The organism is Leptospira mtsangambouensis (genome assembly GCF_004770475.1).
GTDB classification, from domain to species: Bacteria; Spirochaetota; Leptospiria; order Leptospirales; family Leptospiraceae; genus Leptospira_A; species Leptospira_A mtsangambouensis.
Genome location: NZ_RQHK01000002.1, coordinates 470,767 through 492,474, shown reverse-complemented (window position 1 = coordinate 492,474; position 21,708 = coordinate 470,767). Strand labels below are relative to the sequence as shown.

Below are 21,708 nucleotides of genomic sequence, written 5' to 3'. Positions count from 1 at the left end.
TCTACCCATCGGCAAATTTCCTAATCTTTATAACAAATTGTGCGGTTTCTACCAGAATGTTTTGCCTGGTAGAGTGCTTTGTCTGCCCTTTCGATCAAATCCTTATTGTTTCGATCGGTCGGTCGGAAACTAGAAACCCCCACAGACAAAGTCACTTTTAGGTCCGACCCATCATTTGGATTTTTGACCACCATGGATTCAACAGCTTTACGGATTTCTTCACCCTTGGCCATAGCTTCTTCTTCTGAAGCTCCAGGCATTACCAAACAAAATTCTTCCCCACCATACCTAGCTGGGATATGGTGCCTTTGGCCTGCATTGATCAGTTGTTTTGCGACTTCAATGAGAACCACATCACCTGCTTGGTGTCCGTAAGTATCATTAAAACTTTTGAAATGGTCTACGTCTGTAAATAATAGACAAAGTTTAGTTCCTTTTTTACGACAACGTTCCATTTCTTCTTTGAGTTTGGTCTGGAAGTAGTGATGGATTTTTAATCCTGTCATCATATCAACTGTTGCCAGTTCATACAACCGAGCGTTATCCACAGCAATCCCTGCAAGGTTTGCAAGAGTGGTCATAAATTCTTTTTCATCTTCCAAAAACTCTTCGGAAGTCATCTTGTCCCCAAGAACAAGAAGTCCATTGACTTTGCCCTTAGCATTGAGTGGAACAAGGATCTCTGCTCCCATCTTACGAAGGTATGTAATATCAGGAATAGATTTCAAAGAATCCATTTGTAGGATTTGGTCCATGGTAATGGCTTTGGGTTTTTCTTCAAAATAATGAATGAGAGGGCTATCGATTTTTACTTCGTAGTTTTGTTCCTCGGTACTTAATTCAAATCCCTTGATGGATTGGGGCTCCAACTTAAAAAGTCCTAAGTCAATTTCAGGCTCTAAGTACATTGCGGCATGTAAAGTTTGCAACTGCGCCAAACAGATGTTAAGGATTGCATCAATTAAGTATTTATAGTCTAACGTGGAATTCAGGGCACGAGAGATTTCCAGTAGTTGTTTTTGGTCGTAGATTTTTTTTTCGTAATGCTCAAAAACGATATCAGTGTTTTCTTTAAAAGACAAAACGCACCGCCAGAATTCTGTATAAGATAGGAATCATTCGTCTTTTTTGACTACTGTAAAGTAAGATTTTGGCGGAAATCGATAAATTTACAATCAATAGAAAATAGCAAAGTTTTCATAATGTTTACGTTGACAATTTACCAATCTTTAAAATAATGGTTTTATACCGCGCGGTGGAGCAGCTGGTAGCTCGTTGGGCTCATAACCCAAAGGCCACAGGTTCGAATCCTGTCCGCGCAACCGTTATCATCCTTTCCCTAATTCCTTACTTCTCTCCGTCGCTCTGTGTATTGCATCTCGAACGGCGGTTGAGAATCCACCCCTTTCCAAAGCATCCAAACCATGAATGGTTGTTCCCCCGGGAGATGTCACCCAATTTCTCACTTCCATGGGGTGAAGGTTTGCATTTGCCCTTCGCAAATTCCTAAAATACACAAGAGTGCCTTCAATGGTTTCCATAGCCAAAGACAAGGATTCTTCATAACTCAAACCCTCCTGCAATCCACCCTCTGCCATTGCCTGCAAAAATGTGAGTACATAGGCAGGACCTGATCCTGAAAGTCCTGTGACTGCATCCATCAGTGATTCTTTGGCAACACGGATTCCTGTACCCATTCCATCAAACAATCGTTCTACGTGAGAAACAGAAGTGTCTTCACAAAAATACGCAAAGGCTCCTCGTTCAGAAACTAGAGGAAGATTGGGCATCACTCGTACAGAATTCGATCCTTTCGGTGCCGCCTCCGCCATTTGCGAATGAGAAATACCAGCAGCAATCGAAACAAAGGTAGCTGGCTTTGAAAATTCTTTTAAGACGGGAACAACTAAATTGGGTTTTACAGCGATCACAATCACATCCGTAACTTCGGAAATAGCAGAAAGGGTTCCCAGAAGATTCACTCCAGCCACGGGAGATTCTTTTACGTTGGGATCAAACCCGTATACCTTGGTACCTTTTCCTACAAGGGCAGTTGCAATGGCTCCCCCCATCTTTCCCAGGCCCACAACTCCAACAGCTTCAAATGGTTTCTTTTGCATAATCTCTCTCTCCAAAAATCTTTGAACCAACCCTTAAATAGTCGGCTCCTAATTCACAGGCGATTTCATAATCCCCGCTCATTCCCATAGATAACTTTTTATCCGGAAAATATGTATCACGTAATTCTGCTAAATCGGAGAAAACTTTTTTTGTTACAATTAAATCTCCGCTTGAAGGTCCCATCCCCATAAACCCTTTCCAAATACAAAATTCATTTTGGTAACCGATCATTGTTTCTCTCATGGAACGAAGAGTTTCAATACTAAGCCCATGTTTGGAATCCTCTCCTGTGAGATTGACTTGGATCAAATAACGTATCTGCTTTTTTTCTTTTTCTGCACGTTTGAGAAGTTCCGTTAAGGAAGAAATGGATCCAACCCCATGGGTAAAAGAGAATATTCCAAATAACTTTCGTAAGGTTCCTGATTGGACGGGACCAATATGGTGTAAATTGACTGATGTGGCTGCTTCTGGAAACTCTTCTCTTAGTTTTGTAAATTTGGAAATGGCTTCTGGAATGTAATTTTCGCCAAATTCACGAATCCCTTGCAAATAGGCCTCTTTCACCACTTCGTAAGGTTTGGTTTTGGATACGGCAATGAGAATGGGAGATTTGTTAGGGAACAAATCTTTAAGAGAAGATTGGATGGAGCGATAAGAAGAACCGTAATCGGACACGATTACTTAGCTAAGGCTTTTTCCAAAGACTCAATCCGACGTTCAATTTCTACAAATCGTTTTTCGTTTCGGTCATTTTGGCTAGAAAGTTTCTGTTCCACTGTCCGCATCCGAACTTCCATAGAAGAAGATCCAGATTCATCCGATGTTCTTTTTGTGGATTTTTGTGAATCGACTAACTTTTGTGATTTGGAACTTTGTTTTTTAGAAGTCGCAGAACGATTCCTTTGGTTTCGAAGAGAAGCCACTTGTTTTTCTTTTTTGGAAACTTTGGACTTCGCCTGTTTTGTCGGTTTTACCGAATCCTCTATGTCCACTTTCGGCTGTTTGGTTGTGGAAGTCGATTCCATAGTATCTGAGAGTGATTCTTCTTTTTTGGAAGTTTTCTTTGATTTTTTTGTTTCTTCTTTCGGAGAAAAGGATTCTTCGACTTGGTCCAACTTCTCTTGCAAACGAGAAGATGGATCTGCTTTTTCTTTGGACTTTGTGGAAGCTGCTACGGAAACAGAACGAGGTCTATCGGTCTCTGGTTCCATATCATCTAAACTCGGAAGTTCCGGGAGTTTGGATCTGTCCTCAGGAGTATCTTTTGTTTCAGATTTTGCAAAATTTTCTTTGGGTGCAGGAATCCCCGGGTTTTCTCTTTCGATTTCCCGGTCCACCATCTCTACCTCACGGTTTTTTCCGATGGTTTGGAGTTTTTGGTAAATTTCGTTTCTATAGATAAATGCGAAAATGAACGATGAAAGAAGTAGGACCACTAGAATGGCAGTTGTGAGTATTTTCAAATTGTCGCGGCGGCCCATGACGTGCGGATTCCTTTCCTTTGATAAGAACAGAGTACACGTTTTTGGGTTTTCGAAAAGTGAGAAATCATGAACTTTGCAAAAAAAATCACAATCGGTTTGGGTTTCCTACTCATGATTTCCGGTCTTTTGTCTCTTCCGAGGCCTCATGATCCCGATGAATTGGGCCGAGTCCAAATTTTAAAATCCGCTCTCTCCATCGATACAAGTTACCTTCTCTTTCTTGTGGAAGACTTTGAAGGAGAAAGGCCTTGGGATTTTTATCGTGTGGATTCCTTTTTGACCTTCACACAGTTTACAGCTTCCATTCCAAAATCAGAGGCATTTTTCCTAGAGACAAACATTCTCAAAGAGTCGGGTTATCCCAACTTACAAAACCAAACCAGTTTTCTTGTGCAAAGTTATGTAGAAAATCCAAGGCTTGACCATTGGGAAATTCGACCCAAAGAACCAATTCTTATGCCACTAGGTATGCCCATCCAAGGAATTCTTTGGGTGTATTCAGAAGGCCACCATATCAATTTGAGTATGGGGCTTTCTCAAAAAAAATCCAAAGATTTGTATTTTGATTTAGGGACTTTGAATTTTGTGGGATGGAGAAGATTAGAATTTACCATCAATCTTCCCAAGGAAAACACTAGGCTCATCCAATCCATGTCCTTTCCTATTTCTTTTGCCTCCTTTCGACTCAAAAGTTTAGCTTCACAAAAGAAAGGAGAGTTTCATTTATACTTTGACAATTTGAGTTTTGTCATTGATAAAAGAACTTTCATCTACCCTGGATCGGAAGTCAACGATACCTGGGGTAACAAACGTTAAATGGTATATTTTTTTTACAACATCCTTGTTTTCAAAATTGATTGGATTTTAAAATTTTTATCCTTATTTGTGAAACAAATAAGAGAAGAATTAGAAAAAAGAAATCGTTCTCTTCACCAAATTTTCTCCAAATCGGCAGATGGAAAATTTGTGATTTGGCTCCATTCAGCCAGTGTGGGTGAACTCGATCAGGCCAAAGCTCTAACAGAAACCATCCGAAAAAAAAATAAAAATGTTTTTATCATCCAATCGGTATTTTCTTCTTCTGTAAAAGAAACTTCCTTTCAAGATCCATTGGCCGATGTGTATTTTTATCTTCCTTTGGATAGAGCCCATGCCTACGACCAAATATTTTCTCATTTCCAACCCAAAGTTCTCTTTGTGATGGCTTGGGATACTTGGCCCAATCTTTTAAAAAAGGCAAACCAGATGGGAACAAAGTCCTATCTAACCTGTGCTAGTTTGTCTTCTGGTTCGTCTCGAAAAAACCCACTCATTCGTTCTTTAACCAAAGCTTCCTTTCGTTATCTTACGGGAATCTACCCAAGCCATGAACTAATGGCAAAAGAATTCGAAGGTCTCGTAACTGAAACAACCGATTTCCAAGTATTAGGTGATACAAGATTTGAATCTGTTTTGAACAAATTAGAAAACAAATCTCCAAACCCTACTTTTACCAATTTTCTTTTAGAACAAAAAGACTTTTTATCCAAAAACAAACCCGTCATTCTTGGTTCCACTTATGGAATTTGCGAAGAACATTTTATTAACTATTTAAAAAAACACAAAGATGAGTCTTTTTATTGGATTTTTCCTCATAAATGGGAAGAAACTCGAATGAAGGATTTCATTTCGAATTTGGAAAAATACGGACCTGTGGGAGTGTTTTCGAAAAGAAATCCGGGCGATTCTTTGCCCAAATTCCTTCTTTTTGATCTTATGGGAATTTTGGCATTTGCTTACCACTATGGAAGTTTTGCTTATGTGGGTGGCGCTTGGTTACACCGAGTTCATAATACCATAGAACCTGCTGCTCTTGGCCTTCCTGTCATCACTGGGCCAAAAATCTATAATGCACCTGAAGCGATCGTCATGCGAGAGTTAGGTGGACTCTTCCAAACCGAGACAGAATCTGATTTTATTGAAAAATTTCACTTACTCACAACGGACCAAACCTTAAGAGAAAAGATGGGAAATGGGAATCGAAACTTTGTTGTAGAAAACAGAGGTGCGTCGGATAAGATTTATAACCGAGTTTTCTCCAATGCCCAAAATTAAAATTGCCGCCGTTACATTGAATACGACTCCCCTCGATTTTTTGGGGAACTATGAGGCCATTAAAAAGGCAATAGACAGTCCAGAAGCAAAGGATGCAGACTGCATTCTTTTTCCTGAGCTTTCCATTTCTGGATACGGATGCGAGGATGCTTTTTATAAACCTTATGTTTGGACTCGTTCCGAAGAAATCATTGAAAAACTAAAAACTGTTTCGAAAAACCAAATCATCCTTGTTGGACTTCCTGTATTTGTAGGTTCCTTTTTGTATAATTGTATGGCAGTGCTTTTTGGTGGAAAGGTAATTGCTTTGATTCCTAAACTCAATTTAGCAAATACAGGTGTACACTATGAACGAAGATGGTTCCATTCCGAGTCAGAATTTTTAAATCAATCTATTTCCTTTGCTTCTGACGAAGTTCCTTTTGGGCATTTTATTTTCCATACGGCGCAATGGAAGTTTGGTGTGGAGATTTGCGAAGACAGTTGGTCCGTCCAAAAACCTTCATCCTTCTATTCTCTTCAGGGAATCGATGTTTTATTTTCTCCAGGTGCTTCCCATTTTGCTATCGGGAAACAAAAGATACGCAGGCAAATTTTTACAGAATCCAGTAGAAACCAGTGTAACCTCCAAGTGTTCACAAACCTTACTGGAAATGAATCAGGAAGGATCATCTTTGAGGGAGGAGCCATTTTTGCTTCTGCAGGAAACATAGTCAAAGAAGGCCCAAGGCTTTCCTTCTCACCTTTCCAAATAACATCTTATGATTTTGATCCAATGGAACTTCGTGCAGCCAAAGCGAGGTCATTTCGAAGTCCAAAACCCAATGAAGGGAATCGAGAGATTCCATCCATTCATCTAGAATCTTTGTATGATGAAAAAAATCAAAAAACCCATGGATTTTCAATTTTAGATAAAAGAAAAGAGATTCTTTCAGAGGAAGAATTGCCCTCTCTCCATCTCAGTGAGTATGAAGAGTTTACAAAAGCAGTTTGTCTTGGCCTTTATGATTATTTGCGAAAATCAAAAACAAAAGGATTCACTCTTTCTTTATCGGGAGGAGCCGACAGTGCCACCTGTGCTCTACTCGTCCATACAATGAAAGAAATCGCCAAACGAGAAAATGGCGATTCTATCTTTAGTTCCCTTGGAATTGATGAAAAACAACTTCTTGTAACCATTTACCAAAAAACAGAAAACAATTCTATTCTCACAGAGGAAATTGCAAAAACTCTAAGTGAAGAACTTGGTTATCGTTTTTATTCCATAAAAATTGATTCTGCCGTATCGACTTCTGTCCAATTGATTGAATCTGTTCTCGGAAAAACATTAAATTGGAAAGAACATGATTTAGCTTTGCAAAACATCCAAGCAAGGGTCCGGTCTCCTCTTGTTTGGTTACTTGCCAACCTGGAAGGACATTTATTAATATCAACGGGAAACCGAAGTGAAGCTGCTGTTGGATATACAACCATGGATGGTGATTCTTCCGGTTCCATTGCTCCACTAGCAGGAGTTAGTAAAGAATTTTTATTAGACTTTTTGGATGATATCCAAAATGGAAACAACCGTTTGATTTCACCAAAAGAATCCATTCGAGTTTTAAGAAATACAAAACCAACGGCAGAACTAAAACCTCTCTCGGAACACCAAGAAGATGAAAAAGACTTAATGCCTTATCCCATCTTACAGTCAATTGAAGAGAAACTTGTGTATCAAAGTTTATGGGAAGAAAATTGTTTTGAATTGTTAAAACAAGAATTCCCTTGGGAATCTGGAGAAACCCTATTAAGTTATATTAAAAAATTTAAAAGATTATTTATGGCCTCACAATGGAAACGAGAGAGGCTCCCTCCCTCTTTCCATTTGGATGTGTATGGCCTGGATCCAAAATCCAGTTACCGATACCCCATCCTATCAGGAGAAACTTAACCCGGCGGAGGAAGGCCCGCTTTTTCGAAAGCACCTGCTGCCTCTTTTTCCACCTGTTCGTTTTGGTATTGGATGTTTTTCAAGATCTCTTGGAATTTTTTATCCATCTCGGGATCATCTCCACCTTGAGATTCAATTAGGTAGTTAATGATTTCCAATCGATCCTTTCCTTGTTTTCGAACATGGTTATAATATAAGGCAACATCCGTCGAATTCGCATTTCCGCCAAACACAGAGTTTGTGGCTCGTGATAGTTTTTGATTAAATTCAGCTGCCTTTTTTTTCTCTTCGGCAGTGGTTCGTTTCGGAATCAAATCGTTATCTGGAAATTGTTCTCGCAGTTCCTCAAAAGCCTGCATGGCCTCTGGAGGATAGGGTTTACCTGTTTGTGGATTGATCGGAACTTCGCCCGATTCTGAACCTGCAAGATTCCCATCTTCTTCATAACGCATCCCACCAGCATTGTAGTAGTCGGAATCGAAGATAGAACCTGCTTCTTCCCCACGTACCCCCAAACGATTGGTTCCTTTCGGGTTGCTGCTTCCACCCCCAAATAGGGCTAGGGCCTGAGACCCTCTTTCTTTTTTACGACGAGCCTCTTCTTCATCCTCTCCACCCATAACGAGTAAGATGAGAAAAAAAAGCCCAATCAGTGCGATAGAGACAAAGAGTAATTTTTTTTGGATTCCCATAGATTGAATTCCTGAAAACTTGGAAGGGAAACGAGAAATAGAATGCGTTTTCCTTCTTTACATCCAATTTACTTAGTCGGCATATCTTTTCTCTCTTTTTTTCACTGCGGGATCAATACAGATACGCCCGTTGCTCCCTTTGTGTTTTTGGTTCCACCCAATGTGCCACAGATCCTTTCGGTTGTGGCGGTCAATAGCAACATTACCAACGATTACCAAACTGATTTTTACAATTATAATGCAGACCCAAGACCTGAGTTTATCTTACGTTATTTTGTGACCAACAGAGAACCGCAATTTTTGGGTTACAATCTCTACGTGACAACAGCCTTCCCGGGAATCATTCAAACCATCCAAGGAGAATGGCTGGAAGATGGGGTCCAACCTAGTTTTCCTCACCTTCCTTATGAAGCCTCCACTTCCTCAAGTAAGGTAGTGACCAAAAGGATTCGGTTTGCGGTTCCACCACCTGGGGCCGAATTCTTTCAAAAATGCCAAATTTACAATTTTACCATGCGGTCGATGCTTACGGGAGGGCTTATCTCCAACCCTTCTACGGCCGTGAGCACCTGTGCCATCCCCAACCGAGTGAATGATATCCAAACACTCTGTGCCACGGGAGCAGGTTGTAATACCTCCACCTGCGCCAATCCAACTTGCGCGACACCGAGTGCCTGTGCTCTAGGAACTGCCTGTAATCCCTGCACCAAAGGAAATAATGAACTTGGGTGCACTTGTCCTGCCGGCCAATCTCCCCCAGGATGCCAATACGTTGGCCCATAAGCGGGAGGTTGGTTCTCTCTATGTTGTGGCCACGCCCATCGGAAACTTGGGTGATATCACGCTACGAGCCTTGGAAATCTTTAAAGAAGTGGACCTAGTCCTTTGCGAATCAGCCAAAGAAACTCGTTCTCTATTTTCTAAATTAGAAATCACAACACCGGTCCTTGCCCTTTATAAAGATAGTTCGGAAACCCCATTTGCCAACGTCCTAGACCAACTCAAAGTCGGGAAATCAATGGCCCTGGTTTCGGATGCCGGAACTCCGGGGGTTTCGGATCCTGGTAGCCAGATGGTGCGCATTGCTCGGGAAAAGGGAATTCGGATTGTCCCGGTTCCAGGAGCTTCTGCCCTAACCGCTTTACTCTCTGTTTCTGGATTTCAGGTCAATCCCACATATTTTTTGGGGTTCCTCTCTGAAAAACCGAGTAAAAAACGCCGAGAATTAGAAAGAGCCTCTGAGATCGATGGACTTGTTGTTTTTTATGAATCGGTCCACAAACTCCCAAGGCTCTACCCAATGCTCGAAGAGCTCTTTCCGGAAACGGAAGTGCTTGTGGGAAGGGAGTTGACAAAGACCTTTGAAGAGGTACTTTACTATGCAAATCCTAAGGAATTGGCTAAAGATCCGCCAAACGCCAAAGGAGAGTTTGTTTTTCTCTTAAACCATCGAAAAAAAACACTTAAGGGAAATTCGGATTCCTCCGATATGTGATGTAGGAAGAGGACTAAATATATGAACGTCGACAAAGTAGGACGAGTTGGTGGTTACGGGTACGAACCAAAAAAAACTCAAGGGCCAAAAGAAACGGAAGCACAAGCTCCGGTAGATACAATCTCCATTTCTGACGCTGCCAAAAAAATTGCATCGGAAGCGAAGCTTCAAGCAGAAGTAAAACAAATCGCAAAACAAATCGTACAAGCTCCTCCTGAAGAAGATCGTACGGAAAAAATCAAAGCGATCAAAGAACGATTGAAAAACGGCGACTACGACAATCTCTCTACAGAGATGTTGGATAAAATCTCCGACCAAATCGCGTCAACTTTCCTCGGACAACAGTAAAAAGGACGGGTGGTGAGGGATCCTTTTTTATTGTCCTCTCCGAGGATTTCTCTAACTCCGCCGAATCATAATTAGGGGATCGTATGCCAGTTCTCCCCGAATGGATTAATTTTCAATTTCCACCTAAAATTCACTTCGAAATCGATTGTGGATACAAACTTGGATCTTTTGTCAAAAACATTGGGTCTAGAGTGGTTCTTATCACCACACAGAAAGAACTAGAAAACGCCGAAGAACTTTCCATCATCAAAACCAGTCTCGAAAAACACGCAGAAGGTGTGATCATCTATGATGACATCGTGGACCGAGTTCATTTTAAAGATTTAGATTCCTGTGCCCACTTCCTTAGAATTTCCAATGCTGATTGTGTAGTGGCTTATGGTTCCTTTGAATCGGTTAACGCAGGTAAGGCGGCATCTCTTCTTGCTACCAATGATCTTTTTGCAGAAGAACTCCTCATTGGAAAAAAACAACCTAAGAAAAAAGGCCTTCCTTTGATTGTGGTTCCTACAAAACCCCTACTCGGAAATGAATGTTCTCCTTTCTTTTCGATTGTGGATGATAAAGATAAAAATAGAAAGTACTTTGCTCATGAGTGGGCGTTTCCAGAACTCATTGTCTCCGATCCAAAAATTGGCGCAGGGATGTCTAGTTCGGAAACTGCCAAAACAGGAATCTCTATTTTATCAGCGGCTGTTGATAGTATTCTTTCTAAATATGCAAACGAGATCACTTCTTCCACTGCACTACGCTCCATCGAACTTATCTCCAAAAACATTGTACCTGCCATTCGAGAACCAAGAAACCTAGGACCGAAGAACTCCATTTATGCGGCAAGTTTACTTGCAGGAATTGCACAATCCACAAGTAGCCTTGGACTCTGTTATGCATTGTCACTAGCAGTGACAACGGTGACCAACTTAGATATCTTTCAAAGTATGTCGATCCTTCTCCCACATGTGATGGAATACAACCTCACCTCATCTGCTGGTAAGTATGTAATGATCGCAAGGGCTCTGGATGAAGACGTTACCAATATCTCCGTGATTGAAGCGGCCATCAAAGCTGTAGAAGGAATTCGTAAAATTTATTTAGAACTTCGCATTCCCCAAAGGTTGTCAGAATACGAAGTGAAAAAAATCGACCTTCCAGGGATTGCTACCTTGGCAGCAACTTATTCGTTTCTTGATTGTCTTCCTAGAGAACTTCCTAAAAATGAAATCGAAACCATCCTTGTGGCTGCGTTTTAGGTTCCCTTGATCCAACTAACGGAATTCGAAAAAAAACTTTTAGAAACCTTTGCCCTCAGTGATCGCGATGCGAGACGTTTGTTGCGAGTCATCCAAGACCTTTCGATTGTTGTGGGGATGGACCATGAAGAGATTTATGACTTCATGCGTTTTGGGGTAGAAAATGAGTTGGAAATTTTAAAAACAGATTATAATTGGGAACACTTTCGGATTCGAATTCAGAAAAAACTTAAAAAATCCCCACCCCTTTGATTTATAGACAAGGAAACAATTACCATTTTTTTTTAGCAAACGCCGACTCAGTTGCTCGGTTCCAATCTTCCATTTTTCCCTTCTACCCGATCCCCAAAAAAAAGATTCCAGAACTTCCTTCTGTGACTTCTGACCCGATTCTTTTTCCACAATTTTTATATGAACTACAATACAACAGGCAAACCTTTGTTTCCAAATCTGTGATCACACCAACTTACATGGGTAGTACGAAAGTACCCTGGGATGAGGAATCCAAACCAAAACCAGGGTTTTCTCCTTTAACCAAAACAATAGACGCTGTATGCAATTCTCCCTTGTTTTTATATAGAGGGAAACGGGATCAGTTCCAAGCGGCAAAGTATTTATCCCTCAGAGACATCATCCATCCAGAACTTTCGGAAGGCTTGGTGAGAGAAAAAATTGAGTCCTTGTATTTTGACGTCAAAAGTAAAACTTACCTTTTTCGATTAGTCTCCATTCTTTTTTCAGGAACCCCGAAAGAAGAAGAAACCATTGTATCTAATTTATTTCGCCATGAACCCGAATTTGCAAAATTCTTAAACAAACAGATGTTTACTGTAGAAATGATTCCCATGATTCATGGAAACTTTTTACAAGAGATTCTTCGTGAACATGATGAAAGGTATATCAAATACATCCTTCCCAGTCTTTCCAAACCAGTATTTGATATGATTCGGTCTTCCATTTCCAAAAATAAAATGAAACAGATTTTAGAGGGACCAACAAAAAAACCACCAGAAGGCGAAGATTTGATTTCTCTCATTGAGACGGAACTTTACAAACGATTTGCCAGAAATATTTATTATGAAGAAGGATCCATCTTTACATACCGGGAAAAGGGAGAAGGAGAACAAAAGGAAGAGGTTCTCTTTTCCAATGCAGAGAAGTTTCAATTTTTTATCGATGGAAGTTCGCTCCTTTTTTATGGAAGGACGGCCACAAAACTTTTTTTTAAAACAAATGATTGGATGGAGAGTTTACGATTTGATTTCTTTTTATCACGAAAAGAAATCGAAACAAAAGAATTTCACAGGCTTCCCCCCGACCTAATCATTGAAATTCCTTATTACCCAACTGGGATTTTTCTTATAGGTGGAGGGATCACCAAAGAGAGGAAACCATTCGAATTTTCTCTTCTTTGGTTTGATTACTAAAATTTAACCAGAACCTATTCCTTTTTCTCTGGACTCTAATCTTTCTTTGGGTCTACAATGAGACATGGACCAGGTTACCAAACCGATTCGAAACAGAAAACTTCTCCCATTTCTTCTGAGTAGTTTGTTATTTGCCAGTTACTACTTTGTATTTTTTTTAATTCCTTCACCACCAAACGAAGTAAGTCAATTACACAAATGGATTTTGGATTGGAAACTTTACCTTCAAATCGCCGATGAGATTTTAATCTTTGCGGTTCTTGCGTTAATTCCTTCTATTTATCGATTGGCAAATCCTTGGAGAAAAGAAGAATCCCCCACTGCTCTTTTTGCCTCTGGTTTGATTTTCCTTCTGGTTGTGCCAATGTTTGTCCTTGTCGATTTACTCATTGGCCGATTGGTTTATCCTGTGAATGTTTATCCTCTTGGAGAAGAGACAATTGTGTTCCTTCTTAGTTTGCAAGTGGGAACCATGCATATGATCTCACTTGTTTTGGCTCTAGCCATTCTTTTATACAGTATTTCGTTTCGGAAACGAAAAGAAGGGAGATTTGTTTTCGCTTTTGGAATCCTTACATTTGGATTCCAAATTCTTGCAAGTTACTCTTGGATTCTTTCGCCAGAGATTTTGTTGGTTTGCCAACTCAGTTTTCCCACTTGGTTGGCACTTATCCATTCCCATGCGCCAAACTAATTTCCCGTTTTCACCCGAGTTATGGCCCAATTCCATTTATCAATTTCTTCTTTTCTTTCAGACTCTTTCATCTTAGGCAGAAACTGAGTGGTTTTGGTTTCTTCTTTGCGAAGGCTAACAACCGATTTAAAAAATCCACGTTCGAGACCAGCAAGGTAAGCAGCACCAAGTACCGTTGTGTCAACATTCTGTGGACGAATGACTTTGGTTCCGAGAATGTCTGCTTGGAATTGCATAAGCCAAGCATTGGAAGTCGCTCCCCCATCCACACGTAAGAACTTCAAAGGTTTTCCCGTTTCTTTTTCCATTGCATTAGCAAGCTCATACGATTGTAAGGCGATGGCTTTGAGGGCTGCTCTTGTGATTTGTGCAGGAGTAGTGTCACGAGAGAGACCAAAGATGGCACCACGTGCTTCTTGGTCCCAATGCGGAGCTCCCAGTCCAGCAAATGCAGGGACAAAAACCAAATCATCTTTTGTTTTGATGGCCTTTACTAATTTTTCAGAATCCTTGGAGTATTCGAAAAATTCTAAGTTGTCACGAAGGAACTGAACCACTGCACCACCGATAAACACAGATCCTTCCAAACAATAGACAGTTTTTCCTTCAGGACCGAGTGCCAATGTGGTGATGAGTCCTTGGTTTGAAATTCTAAATTCATCCCCTACATTGAAGAGTAAAAAACATCCGGTTCCATAAGTGTTTTTTGCTTCTCCAGGTTCTGTACACAATTGGCCAAAGAGTGCCCCTTGTTGGTCTCCCACTAGGGAAGAAATCGGAATTCCATCGGGAAGAGATTTTACACTTGATGTGAATCCAAATAGATTTCGAGAGTTGAATGCTTTCGGAAGCATTGACATAGGCACTCGCAAAATTTCACAAAGTTCCTCATCCCATTCTTTGGTTTGGATATTAAAAAGCAGAGTTCTTGAGGCATTGGTATGATCTGTTTTATGTTCTTTGTGACCTGTGAGTTTGTATAAAAGCCAAGTGTCGATGGTTCCAAATAACAAATCACCCTTCTCTGCTCTGGCACGAGCTCCTTTTACGTTATCAAGAATCCATTGGATTTTGGTTCCCGAAAAATAAGCATCCAAAACAAGGCCTGTTTTGTTTCGAAAATTGGATTCGAGACTTTGTTTTTTTAAATCCTTACAAATATCTGAAGTTCTTCGGCATTGCCAGACAATGGCGTTATACACTGGTTTGCCGGTCTTTTTATCCCAAACCACTGATGTTTCTCTTTGGTTGGTGATTCCAATGGCAACAGCATCCTTTGGATTTAAGTTTCCATTTTTAATGGCTTGCCCAATGAGTTTTTGTGTTTTGGCCCAGATCTCTTCTGGATCATGTTCTACCCAACCTGGTTTTGGATAGTATTGTTTGAATTCTTGGTAAGCAGAAGAAATGACTTTTCCTTTATCGTTAAAACAAAACGTTCTGATTCCTGTAGTACCTGCATCAATTCCAATGATATAATTTTTTTTTGCCATCTTAAACCTCTATTTCCAAACCTTCATAAGCCATAATAATTTCTAATTTTCCATGGGGATCAAACATCTCTTTGTATTTGAGAGCTCGTAAGTATACTAAATCCAACTTTTCATCATCATAAGAAGGATCATGGTGGAACATGACAAGTTTTTTAACCTTCGCACGAAGGGCAATGTCAGTAGCAATGGATGCCGAACTATGACCCCAGTCGATTTTTTGAAGTGATTCTTCAAAAGTATATTGTGTATCAAAAACAAGAACGTCTGCATCCCTGAAATAATCAATATAGGTATCGATATTTTCCATTTCTTCCAAATTGAATTCTGCATCGGAAGCAAATATGATTGCCTTTCCCTCTTCCATAAACCGGTATGAAAAACTTCCACCTGGATGTCTTACAGCTTTGCTAAAAGCTTGGATATGGGGCCCGAGAGATATCGTTTCCCCTTCTTCAATATACTGAAAGGTTTTGTTGGCAGCGTAATGATCAAACGAAACTGGAAAATGAGTGAATACAAATTGGTGTTCCAATCTTTTTTCAGCATCGTTCATACAAGAAATAAATTCAAAATGATTGCCTGGTAAAAATAGAGGAACAAAAAAAGGAATTCCTTGGATATGATCCCAATGAGTATGAGTTAAGATCCAGTAGGCATGTCCTGTACCCTTTCCAAATTCGGAGGCCATCATTTGGTTGCCAAGTTCACGTAACCCCGTCCCCCCATCGATGATAATTAAATTTCCTTCTTTATCTCGAATTTCAACACAGGTCGTATTACCACCGTAAGTTGATGAAGAGGAAAAACTTAATGAATTTAGGAAACTATGGATACTTTGTTCGTTTTGAATGTCTGTGGGACTTGCCAAAGAAAGAATTTTTTCGATTTTGTGTTTAACACTTTCAGGCCGAATGGGTGAACCTATGGATCCGCGGACACCCCAAAACTTGATTTTCATTGCTCTTTTTCTAGAGTCCTTTTTTGAAAAATCAAACGTTTTTTGATTGTATTTGGTTCTTTCAGATGTTGTCTTAACTGAAGTTATGTTTCAGCATGAAATCAACCGAGAGAACGAGAAAGCCATAGTCCTTTTGAAAGGGTCCTTGTCCCTTCGAGACACTCCCAAACTGAAAGCGGACATCAAAACCTTGATTGATACAGAAGATGTCAAGGAACTCGTTTTGGATTTTAAAAACTTAAGTTATCTAGATTCCTCCGGGATCGGAATCCTACTCCATACTTACAGTTGGACTAAGGAAAAGAAAAAACAAGTTCGTATCATCCATCTTTCAGAGGAAGTAAAAACAATCTTTACCGTAGCCAACCTTCTGGATATTTTCCAACTCAAAGAATCAAACTAAATTTACACCCGATAGTCCTGGATGGTCTGGATGAGAAAAGAAACAATTCCAGAAAATACATAAAATCCAACTGCTCCATACATTACATAAGGCCATTGATAAAACCCGATGGTAAGTAACAAAAGTCCTAACCCCAGAATACTAATCCCTAATTTTTTCCAAGAGAAAAGTCCTCGGATGGCAACTTGTGGTTTGCTGTATCTTAATGTGGAAACCATAAGAAGTGCAGTGAATACAAAAAATACAACTGCGATCCACACAGGCACTTGGGACACGGAGAATACCAAAGGAAAAATTCCAATCACAACCCCAGCCACCGGAGAAGGAAGTCCGTTAAATGATTTGGGATCATGTGCCACATTAAAACGTGCCAACCTGTAAGCAGCACAAATGGGATAAAGTGCAGCGATGAACATTCCTAATGGAAAATAATCAGGTTTGTCAAAGATATCCAATTTGATATCGTAAAAGAACATTTTGTACGATAAAAATCCTGGTGCAATTCCAAAGGTTGTTAAGTCGGCAAGGCTATCTAGGTCAGCTCCCAATTCACTTGTACAATTTAAAGCACGAGCAGCCATTCCATCAAAACCATCGAATAACGCAGCTAAGATGATAAACACTCCTGCAAGTGAATAAAGTTCATGAGAATTTGCCTGAGATGGATTGGTCTCTGCCACAAGGAGCATAGAGACAAATCCTAAAGTTAAATTACCCAGCGTAAGTGTATTCGGAATCCAAGTTAATTTTAGTTTCATAATATTTGTTCAAAGTTTCGTTTTGGGCTTACCTTGAAGTCGAGCCCTACAAAAGATTTTTGTTTCCAAAGATGGTATCCAAGACATGCCACCATCGCTCCGTTATCTGTGCAGTAAATTTTTTTGCCAGGATAAAATAGGTCAAACCGAGACCTTTCCTTTTCTTTCTCCAAAATCTCCCGAAGGGTTCCGTTGGCAAGAACCCCACCCGCTGCCACCACTGTCCGAATTCCCGTTTTTTGAATGGCCTTTCGAATGTTCCGAGTGACAAGCTCAAAGGCAGTCTTTTGAAAGTAATAAGAAATTTTTTCAATAGGAGGGTCGGTTCTATTTGCCTTCAAAAAATATAAAACCGCTGTTTTTAGGCCACTATAGGAAAAACGAATCCGATCGTCTCCATCTTCCTTTAAAAGTTTTGGAAAGGGGTTTGGTTCCCCTTTTGTGGGTTGGTGGGCGTTGGCCTTAGCTTCCAAATAAGGACCACCAGGATAAGGTAGATTCAAAACTGCACTCACCTTATCAAAAGCTTCACCAAGCGAATCATCCTGGGTATCGGCAAGGATTTGCAGATCACCAAATCCTTTGTAGAGATAAATCGAAGAATTTCCACCCGAAAGAAGAACTCCAAGCCAAGGAAAGGGAGGGAGATCCCTTTCTAAACCGATCACAGCTAAGTGTGCTTCCAAGTGGTTTACTGCCACAATGGGAATTCCATAAACCAGAGAAATACAACGTGCCAGTTGTGCTCCTATCATTAGTGACCCAACTAACCCTGGATAGCTGGTAACAGCCACATATTCCAAATCCGAATAGGATATACCTGCTTCTTCCATGGAAACAGCAAGAAGGGAATTAATTTTTTCTAAATGAGCTCTGGAAGCAATTTCAGGAACCACTCCCCGGTAAGGGGAATGGGAATCAATTTGGCTATAAACTTTTAAGGAAAGTAATTCCTTTCCATCCCGAACAATGGCAATGGAGGTTTCATCACAACTGGATTCGATCCCTAACCCGTAGGCCATTATTTCAAAATACGAATGGCTTCCGCAAGTTGCGTGTCTAAATCCAATCGAGGTTTTGAATGGGAAGAACCAGCTCGCATTTCATTAAAGAGAAAGATCCGAGTGACGGAATCGGAAATGTTTAGATTTTCCTTTTTCAGAATCGCAGAAAAATCATTCAAAGCGGCTTCGTTATATTCTGTATGTGTTTCTAAAAATGGACGAATTAAATTTTTCTTATACAATTTTTCCAAAGCATACTTTTCATCTTCGCTTGCTGCAATGGGATTCACAACATAATCAGGAGTGATCCCTTTTCCATGAATGGAAATTCCAGAAGGTGTATAGTATTTTTGAATGGTGATGGCGACTGCAGTTCCTCCTGAAAGTGGAAAAATAGACTGCACACTTCCCTTACCAAAACTTTGGGTACCAACGACCACAGCACGTTTGTTATCTTTTAATGCACCTGCTAAAATTTCAGAAGCACTTGCCGATCCCCCGTTCACGAGTATTGCAATGGGAATCTCTAAAAACTTTTTTTCTTTTTTATCTGCTTTGTAACTTTTTACAAGAACTCCACCTCTACCTTTGACAGACACAATGTCAGACTCTGGTGGTAAAAACATGTCAGCAAGGTCAATGGCTAGATCCAAAAGGCCACCAGGATTCATTCTCAAATCGATGACTAGTTTTTTTGCACCTGCTTCTTTCATAGAAGTGACTGCGTTTGCAAATTCTTTCGCAGTGGTTTCTTTTCCCATAAACTGAACCAGTTTGATATAACCAGTTTCCGTTTCTGGAAGGTAATGTGACCTAACATAACGAATTTGAATGAGTTCTCGAACCAAATTGACAACAAATGGATCCTTGATTCCTTTTCTTTCAATCTTCATGGAAATAGAAGAACCAACTTCCCCACGCATCATACCAATTGATTCCGATAAAGAAACAGACTTCGTACTTTTACCGTTGATTTCTATGATTTTATCTTGGGGTTGGAGTCCTGCCTTCCAAGCAGGTGTGCCTTCGATGGGTGCTACAATGATAAATGCGTTTTCTTGGAAACTGATCTCAACCCCAATCCCTCCAAAACTACCTTTGGTTTCATTTTGTAATTCACCAAATTCATCTGTGTCCAAAAATCGTGTGTGCGGATCGCCTAAACTCTGTAAGGCTCCAAGAATGGCACCGGTGTAGATTTTTTTCTCTTCTTGTGGATCTACATAATCGTTTTCGATATAGGAAACGACTTCATGTAAAATCTGTAAGTATTTTTCTCCATCAGTGGATATAGCTTTTACTTTTTCAGTGCTAACAAAAAAAACAACCGCCACCAAACAGAAGGTAACGACAGCCCAAATCAGGCGTTCCGAAACTTTGATTTTATTCATTTCCATAAATTGACTCGTATAGGTCTTTGTTTTCTTTTTTTAACATTTCTTTTGCTTCAGGGATGGACAACCGATACACATCGCAAGCTTCCTCAAAGAGAGCCATATCAGTTGGTGTGGGTCGTTTGGTATCTGCCATTAATCCCGTTTGGATTCGGTTTTGGGCAAACCTTTCTAAAACACGTTTTAGATCATAAGCAGAGATATCTTGTTTTTTGGGAGCGCAAGAAAGGATAAGGGATAAAATGAGAAGACTGGGCAGAAAGAAGAGATGTTTCGACATCCCTTCTAAACTCATGCCCAACCAAGCTTTGGTCAATCAGTAAATACGATAAAGACCGATTAGTTTTCCAATTATCGTAGCCTTTTTGGTACGGATGGGTTTTAATTTTGCATTTCTTGGTTCGAGGCGAATCATATCTGTTTCTTTATAAAAGACCTTGAGGGTGGCCTCGTTTTCGATCATTGCGACAACGATTTCGCCGTTCCTTGCTGTATCTTTTTTCTGAATGATGGCGATATCCCCGTCGCTAATCCCTGCTTCCACCATAGAATCTCCTTTGACCCGAAGGGCAAAGGTTCCTGGTTTTTCAGCCATTCCATCGGGAACCGCAATGTATTCCTCAATGTTTTCTTCTGCCAGGATGGGAGAACCTGCAGCGACTTGCCCGAGGAGCGGAATCCCGGAAGCTCTGACGAGGAGCGCCTCTTCCGCATTTCCTTTCAAAAGTTCAATGGCACGACTTTGGTTTTTGGAAGTCCGAATATAACCTTTTTTTTCAATGGCCTTGAGATGGTCATAGGCACCTTTGGCAGTGATTCCAAATTGGTCGCCCATTTCACGAATGGTGGGAGGGAAGCCCTTCTCGCGAACTGTGTCCGAAATGAATTGAAGGACTTGTTCCTGTTTTTCCGTGAGATCTTTCATACTAAACAGATAACTAGGAAATGGGCGTTATGTCAACAAAAAACTAGGAGTTATAATTTTAAATATTCACTTTTTAAAACAAAACTTCCTTCTTCCACAATCGCCTCACCTGATTCGACACCATTTGTGATTTCAACCCAATGGTCATAGGTTTTACCAACCCCAACCTTTTTTGCAGAAAAGGATCCATCACTGTTACGAACAAAGATAAAATTTTCACCTTCAATTTTATGAATACAATCTGCAGGGATCACCTTTGCCTTGTTTACCGAAGATTCTACCATTGCACCCACAACAGTTGCAGTTACACTTTGTCCTGGGCGTAATCTTCCTTTTGAGTTTCTTACTTCCAAACGAATTTCTGCTGTTTTTTTAATGGGATCGATCACATCTCCCACATGGGAAACAACAGCTTTTAAAGAGTCATCCTTCGAACCAATCGGGATTACCTTTGCTTCATTTCCCATTCGAATGGATGCTAAATCTTTTTCATATACCTCTAAGTTGATCCAAAGAACACTTAAGTCCGCTACTGTAAAAAGATTATCTCGAGCATTTACCGCTTGGCCAATGATTGCTTCTCTTTCTGTAACAGTTCCAGAAATAGGAGTTCGAATGTATAAATTTTTAGAATTATATTTCCCAGCTTCTAAATTTGCAATTTCGACTTCGTTGAGACCAAGATTTTCAAGTGCGTTTCTAGATGTTTCCATTTCAGCTTTCACCGATTTGTAATCCATTAAGGACATTTCATATTCTTTAGCAGATGTTACCTTTCTTTCGTATAAGTCTTTGGCTCTATCCGCTTGTACTTTTAAAGCTTCAAGTCTTGCTCTTGCTTTTAGATAATTTGCTTCTGTGGTTCCCAGTTCCACTGATTGAATAGAGGCAAGAGCTGTACTTTTTTTTACATGTTCCCCTTCCTTCACAAACACCTGTACAATTCGTCCGCTAACGCGAGATCCAACCTTGGCCACACTGTTCATATCATAAGAAACAGTTCCTGGTAGTTGCAACTCTTCTTCCAATGCCTTTTCTTCTAGATACACAACAGAAAAAGGATGGTTCTTTTGAATTTCCTGAGAGATAACGAATTTTGACTTATCTTCGGTTAAGGCTTCTGTTTTTTTACCAGATCCAAAGAACTTGGTATATCCAAAGTAAGCCAAACTTCCAACGAGTACAAGTATACTCAAAGAGCGAATATTTTTAAAATTGAATTCAGTTTTCATATA

At 40.2% G+C, this 21,708-nt stretch carries 24 protein-coding genes and 1 tRNA gene; 12 read left to right on the top strand and 13 right to left on the bottom strand.

The genetic code is table 11. The features are described 5' to 3' along the window. Positions 1 to 20: 20 nt before the first annotated feature. A complete protein-coding gene (locus EHR01_RS02145) occupies positions 21 to 1,082 on the bottom strand; it encodes a sensor domain-containing diguanylate cyclase (protein WP_135692973.1) in 1,062 nt (353 codons plus the stop codon). 167 nt (positions 1,083 to 1,249) lie between these two features. On the opposite strand from EHR01_RS02145, the gene EHR01_RS02140 reads away from it, so the two are divergent. Continuing rightward, positions 1,250 to 1,322, top strand: a tRNA-Met gene (locus EHR01_RS02140). 6 nt (positions 1,323 to 1,328) lie between these two features. Here EHR01_RS02140 and EHR01_RS02135 read toward each other — a convergent pair. The 3 genes from EHR01_RS02135 to EHR01_RS02125 are packed head-to-tail and all read right to left on the bottom strand — an operon-like array spanning position 1,329 to position 3,605. Next, a complete protein-coding gene (locus EHR01_RS02135) occupies positions 1,329 to 2,120 on the bottom strand; it encodes a pyrroline-5-carboxylate reductase family protein (RefSeq protein WP_135692972.1) in 792 nt (263 codons plus the stop codon). Next, entirely contained in the window at positions 2,101 to 2,799 is a 699-nt protein-coding gene (locus EHR01_RS02130) for a YggS family pyridoxal phosphate-dependent enzyme (RefSeq protein ID WP_135692971.1), read from the bottom strand. The genes EHR01_RS02135 and EHR01_RS02130 overlap by 20 nt, the downstream gene beginning before the upstream one ends. Positions 2,800 to 2,801: 2 nt before the next feature. After that, on the bottom strand, positions 2,802 to 3,605 hold the full coding sequence (locus tag EHR01_RS02125; RefSeq protein ID WP_135692970.1) for a hypothetical protein: 804 nt from the start codon (positions 3,603 to 3,605) through the stop codon (positions 2,802 to 2,804). Positions 3,606 to 3,674: 69 nt separating this feature from the next. Here EHR01_RS02125 and EHR01_RS02120 point away from each other — a divergent pair, with 69 nt between their 5' ends. Genes EHR01_RS02120 through nadE form a run of 3 tightly spaced genes read left to right on the top strand, consistent with a single transcriptional unit; the run spans position 3,675 to position 7,632 of the window. Next, on the top strand, positions 3,675 to 4,424 hold the full coding sequence (locus EHR01_RS02120; protein WP_135692969.1) for a flagellar filament outer layer protein FlaA: 750 nt from the start codon (positions 3,675 to 3,677) through the stop codon (positions 4,422 to 4,424). Then, entirely contained in the window at positions 4,425 to 5,702 is a 1,278-nt protein-coding gene (locus EHR01_RS02115; RefSeq protein WP_135692968.1) for a 3-deoxy-D-manno-octulosonic acid transferase, read from the top strand. Next, positions 5,689 to 7,632 carry an NAD(+) synthase gene (gene nadE, locus EHR01_RS02110; RefSeq protein ID WP_135692967.1) on the top strand — a complete coding sequence of 648 codons (1,944 nt, stop codon included), beginning with the start codon at positions 5,689 to 5,691 and terminating at the stop codon, positions 7,630 to 7,632. The genes EHR01_RS02115 and nadE overlap by 14 nt, the downstream gene beginning before the upstream one ends. On the opposite strand, the gene EHR01_RS02105 is transcribed toward nadE, so the two are convergent. After that, the gene (locus EHR01_RS02105) at positions 7,629 to 8,324 is read right to left on the bottom strand and encodes an LIC_20245 family lipoprotein (protein WP_135692966.1); all 696 of its coding nucleotides are present in this window, start codon (positions 8,322 to 8,324) and stop codon (positions 7,629 to 7,631) included. The genes nadE and EHR01_RS02105 overlap by 4 nt on opposite strands. Positions 8,325 to 8,366: 42 nt before the next feature. Here EHR01_RS02105 and EHR01_RS02100 point away from each other — a divergent pair, with 42 nt between their 5' ends. From EHR01_RS02100 to EHR01_RS02070, 7 genes are all read left to right on the top strand, one after another. After that, positions 8,367 to 9,107: an LIC11073 family putative lipoprotein gene (locus EHR01_RS02100; protein WP_135692965.1), complete on the top strand. Its 741-nt coding sequence runs from the start codon at positions 8,367 to 8,369 to the stop codon at positions 9,105 to 9,107. Next, complete coding sequence (gene rsmI, locus EHR01_RS02095) at positions 9,097 to 9,819, top strand: 16S rRNA (cytidine(1402)-2'-O)-methyltransferase (RefSeq protein WP_135692964.1); 723 nt, start codon at positions 9,097 to 9,099, stop codon at positions 9,817 to 9,819. Before EHR01_RS02100 ends, rsmI begins: the two co-directional genes overlap by 11 nt. A 21-nt stretch (positions 9,820 to 9,840) precedes the next feature. Beyond that, positions 9,841 to 10,167 (top strand): flagellar biosynthesis anti-sigma factor FlgM, encoded by a 327-nt coding sequence (locus tag EHR01_RS02090; RefSeq protein WP_135692963.1) that lies wholly within the window; start codon positions 9,841 to 9,843, stop codon positions 10,165 to 10,167. 83 nt (positions 10,168 to 10,250) lie between these two features. After that, positions 10,251 to 11,417 carry an iron-containing alcohol dehydrogenase gene (locus EHR01_RS02085; protein ID WP_004789281.1) on the top strand — a complete coding sequence of 389 codons (1,167 nt, stop codon included), beginning with the start codon at positions 10,251 to 10,253 and terminating at the stop codon, positions 11,415 to 11,417. Positions 11,418 to 11,423: 6 nt separating this feature from the next. Then, positions 11,424 to 11,669 (top strand): hypothetical protein, encoded by a 246-nt coding sequence (locus EHR01_RS02080; protein ID WP_020777849.1) that lies wholly within the window; start codon positions 11,424 to 11,426, stop codon positions 11,667 to 11,669. Next, positions 11,666 to 12,844: a FliG C-terminal domain-containing protein gene (locus EHR01_RS02075; RefSeq protein WP_135692962.1), complete on the top strand. Its 1,179-nt coding sequence runs from the start codon at positions 11,666 to 11,668 to the stop codon at positions 12,842 to 12,844. The genes EHR01_RS02080 and EHR01_RS02075 overlap by 4 nt, the downstream gene beginning before the upstream one ends. A 64-nt stretch (positions 12,845 to 12,908) precedes the next feature. Beyond that, positions 12,909 to 13,538 (top strand): hypothetical protein, encoded by a 630-nt coding sequence (locus EHR01_RS02070; RefSeq protein WP_244309949.1) that lies wholly within the window; start codon positions 12,909 to 12,911, stop codon positions 13,536 to 13,538. On the opposite strand, the gene glpK is transcribed toward EHR01_RS02070, so the two are convergent. Together glpK and EHR01_RS02060 are read right to left on the bottom strand one after the other, a co-directional pair. Then, the gene (gene glpK, locus EHR01_RS02065) at positions 13,535 to 15,031 is read right to left on the bottom strand and encodes a glycerol kinase GlpK (RefSeq protein WP_135692960.1); all 1,497 of its coding nucleotides are present in this window, start codon (positions 15,029 to 15,031) and stop codon (positions 13,535 to 13,537) included. The genes EHR01_RS02070 and glpK overlap by 4 nt on opposite strands. A gap of 1 nt (position 15,032) precedes the next feature. Beyond that, the gene (locus EHR01_RS02060; RefSeq protein WP_135692959.1) at positions 15,033 to 15,989 is read right to left on the bottom strand and encodes an MBL fold metallo-hydrolase; all 957 of its coding nucleotides are present in this window, start codon (positions 15,987 to 15,989) and stop codon (positions 15,033 to 15,035) included. Between the two features lie 85 nt (positions 15,990 to 16,074). Here EHR01_RS02060 and EHR01_RS02055 point away from each other — a divergent pair, with 85 nt between their 5' ends. Next, the gene (locus EHR01_RS02055; RefSeq protein WP_135692958.1) at positions 16,075 to 16,392 is read left to right on the top strand and encodes an STAS domain-containing protein; all 318 of its coding nucleotides are present in this window, start codon (positions 16,075 to 16,077) and stop codon (positions 16,390 to 16,392) included. A 2-nt stretch (positions 16,393 to 16,394) separates the two neighbouring features. Here the strand turns inward: EHR01_RS02055 and EHR01_RS02050 are convergent, their stop codons facing one another. Genes EHR01_RS02050 through EHR01_RS02025 form a run of 6 tightly spaced genes read right to left on the bottom strand, consistent with a single transcriptional unit; the run spans position 16,395 to position 21,705 of the window. Then, on the bottom strand, positions 16,395 to 17,150 hold the full coding sequence (locus EHR01_RS02050; protein ID WP_135692957.1) for a CDP-alcohol phosphatidyltransferase family protein: 756 nt from the start codon (positions 17,148 to 17,150) through the stop codon (positions 16,395 to 16,397). Continuing rightward, on the bottom strand, positions 17,147 to 18,172 hold the full coding sequence (gene tsaD / locus EHR01_RS02045) for a tRNA (adenosine(37)-N6)-threonylcarbamoyltransferase complex transferase subunit TsaD (protein WP_135692956.1): 1,026 nt from the start codon (positions 18,170 to 18,172) through the stop codon (positions 17,147 to 17,149). Before tsaD ends, EHR01_RS02050 begins: the two co-directional genes overlap by 4 nt. After that, complete coding sequence (locus EHR01_RS02040) at positions 18,172 to 19,536, bottom strand: S41 family peptidase (RefSeq protein ID WP_208721735.1); 1,365 nt, start codon at positions 19,534 to 19,536, stop codon at positions 18,172 to 18,174. Before EHR01_RS02040 ends, tsaD begins: the two co-directional genes overlap by 1 nt. A gap of 1 nt (position 19,537) precedes the next feature. After that, positions 19,538 to 19,828, bottom strand: a complete 291-nt coding sequence (locus EHR01_RS02035) for an LA_1448 family UV-C exposure upregulated protein (protein WP_208721724.1) — start codon at positions 19,826 to 19,828, stop codon at positions 19,538 to 19,540. Between the two features lie 36 nt (positions 19,829 to 19,864). Further along, on the bottom strand, positions 19,865 to 20,473 hold the full coding sequence (gene lexA, locus EHR01_RS02030) for a transcriptional repressor LexA (protein WP_135692953.1): 609 nt from the start codon (positions 20,471 to 20,473) through the stop codon (positions 19,865 to 19,867). A 50-nt stretch (positions 20,474 to 20,523) separates the two neighbouring features. Beyond that, entirely contained in the window at positions 20,524 to 21,705 is a 1,182-nt protein-coding gene (locus tag EHR01_RS02025) for an efflux RND transporter periplasmic adaptor subunit (RefSeq protein WP_135692952.1), read from the bottom strand. Positions 21,706 to 21,708: the final 3 nt, after the last annotated feature.

Bases quoted from the DNA above. Each gene is read 5' to 3' on its own strand.
- EHR01_RS02135 (WP_135692972.1), bottom strand. From the start codon at position 2,120: ATGCAAAAGAAACCATTTGAAGCTGTTGGAGTTGTGGGCCTGGGAAAG.
- EHR01_RS02125 (WP_135692970.1), bottom strand. From the start codon at position 3,605: ATGGGCCGCCGCGACAATTTGAAAATACTCACAACTGCCATTCTAGTG.
- EHR01_RS02120 (WP_135692969.1), top strand. From the start codon at position 3,675: ATGAACTTTGCAAAAAAAATCACAATCGGTTTGGGTTTCCTACTCATG.
- EHR01_RS02115 (WP_135692968.1), top strand. From the start codon at position 4,425: ATGGTATATTTTTTTTACAACATCCTTGTTTTCAAAATTGATTGGATT.
- nadE (WP_135692967.1), top strand. From the start codon at position 5,689: ATGCCCAAAATTAAAATTGCCGCCGTTACATTGAATACGACTCCCCTC.
- EHR01_RS02105 (WP_135692966.1), bottom strand. From the start codon at position 8,324: ATGGGAATCCAAAAAAAATTACTCTTTGTCTCTATCGCACTGATTGGG.
- EHR01_RS02100 (WP_135692965.1), top strand. From the start codon at position 8,367: ATGCGTTTTCCTTCTTTACATCCAATTTACTTAGTCGGCATATCTTTT.
- EHR01_RS02090 (WP_135692963.1), top strand. From the start codon at position 9,841: ATGAACGTCGACAAAGTAGGACGAGTTGGTGGTTACGGGTACGAACCA.
- EHR01_RS02085 (WP_004789281.1), top strand. From the start codon at position 10,251: ATGCCAGTTCTCCCCGAATGGATTAATTTTCAATTTCCACCTAAAATT.
- EHR01_RS02070 (WP_244309949.1), top strand. From the start codon at position 12,909: ATGGACCAGGTTACCAAACCGATTCGAAACAGAAAACTTCTCCCATTT.
- glpK (WP_135692960.1), bottom strand. From the start codon at position 15,031: ATGGCAAAAAAAAATTATATCATTGGAATTGATGCAGGTACTACAGGA.
- EHR01_RS02060 (WP_135692959.1), bottom strand. From the start codon at position 15,989: ATGAAAATCAAGTTTTGGGGTGTCCGCGGATCCATAGGTTCACCCATT.
- EHR01_RS02055 (WP_135692958.1), top strand. From the start codon at position 16,075: ATGTTTCAGCATGAAATCAACCGAGAGAACGAGAAAGCCATAGTCCTT.
- EHR01_RS02050 (WP_135692957.1), bottom strand. From the start codon at position 17,150: ATGAAACTAAAATTAACTTGGATTCCGAATACACTTACGCTGGGTAAT.
- tsaD (WP_135692956.1), bottom strand. From the start codon at position 18,172: ATGGCCTACGGGTTAGGGATCGAATCCAGTTGTGATGAAACCTCCATT.
- EHR01_RS02035 (WP_208721724.1), bottom strand. From the start codon at position 19,828: ATGTCGAAACATCTCTTCTTTCTGCCCAGTCTTCTCATTTTATCCCTT.
- lexA (WP_135692953.1), bottom strand. From the start codon at position 20,473: ATGAAAGATCTCACGGAAAAACAGGAACAAGTCCTTCAATTCATTTCG.
- EHR01_RS02025 (WP_135692952.1), bottom strand. From the start codon at position 21,705: ATGAAAACTGAATTCAATTTTAAAAATATTCGCTCTTTGAGTATACTT.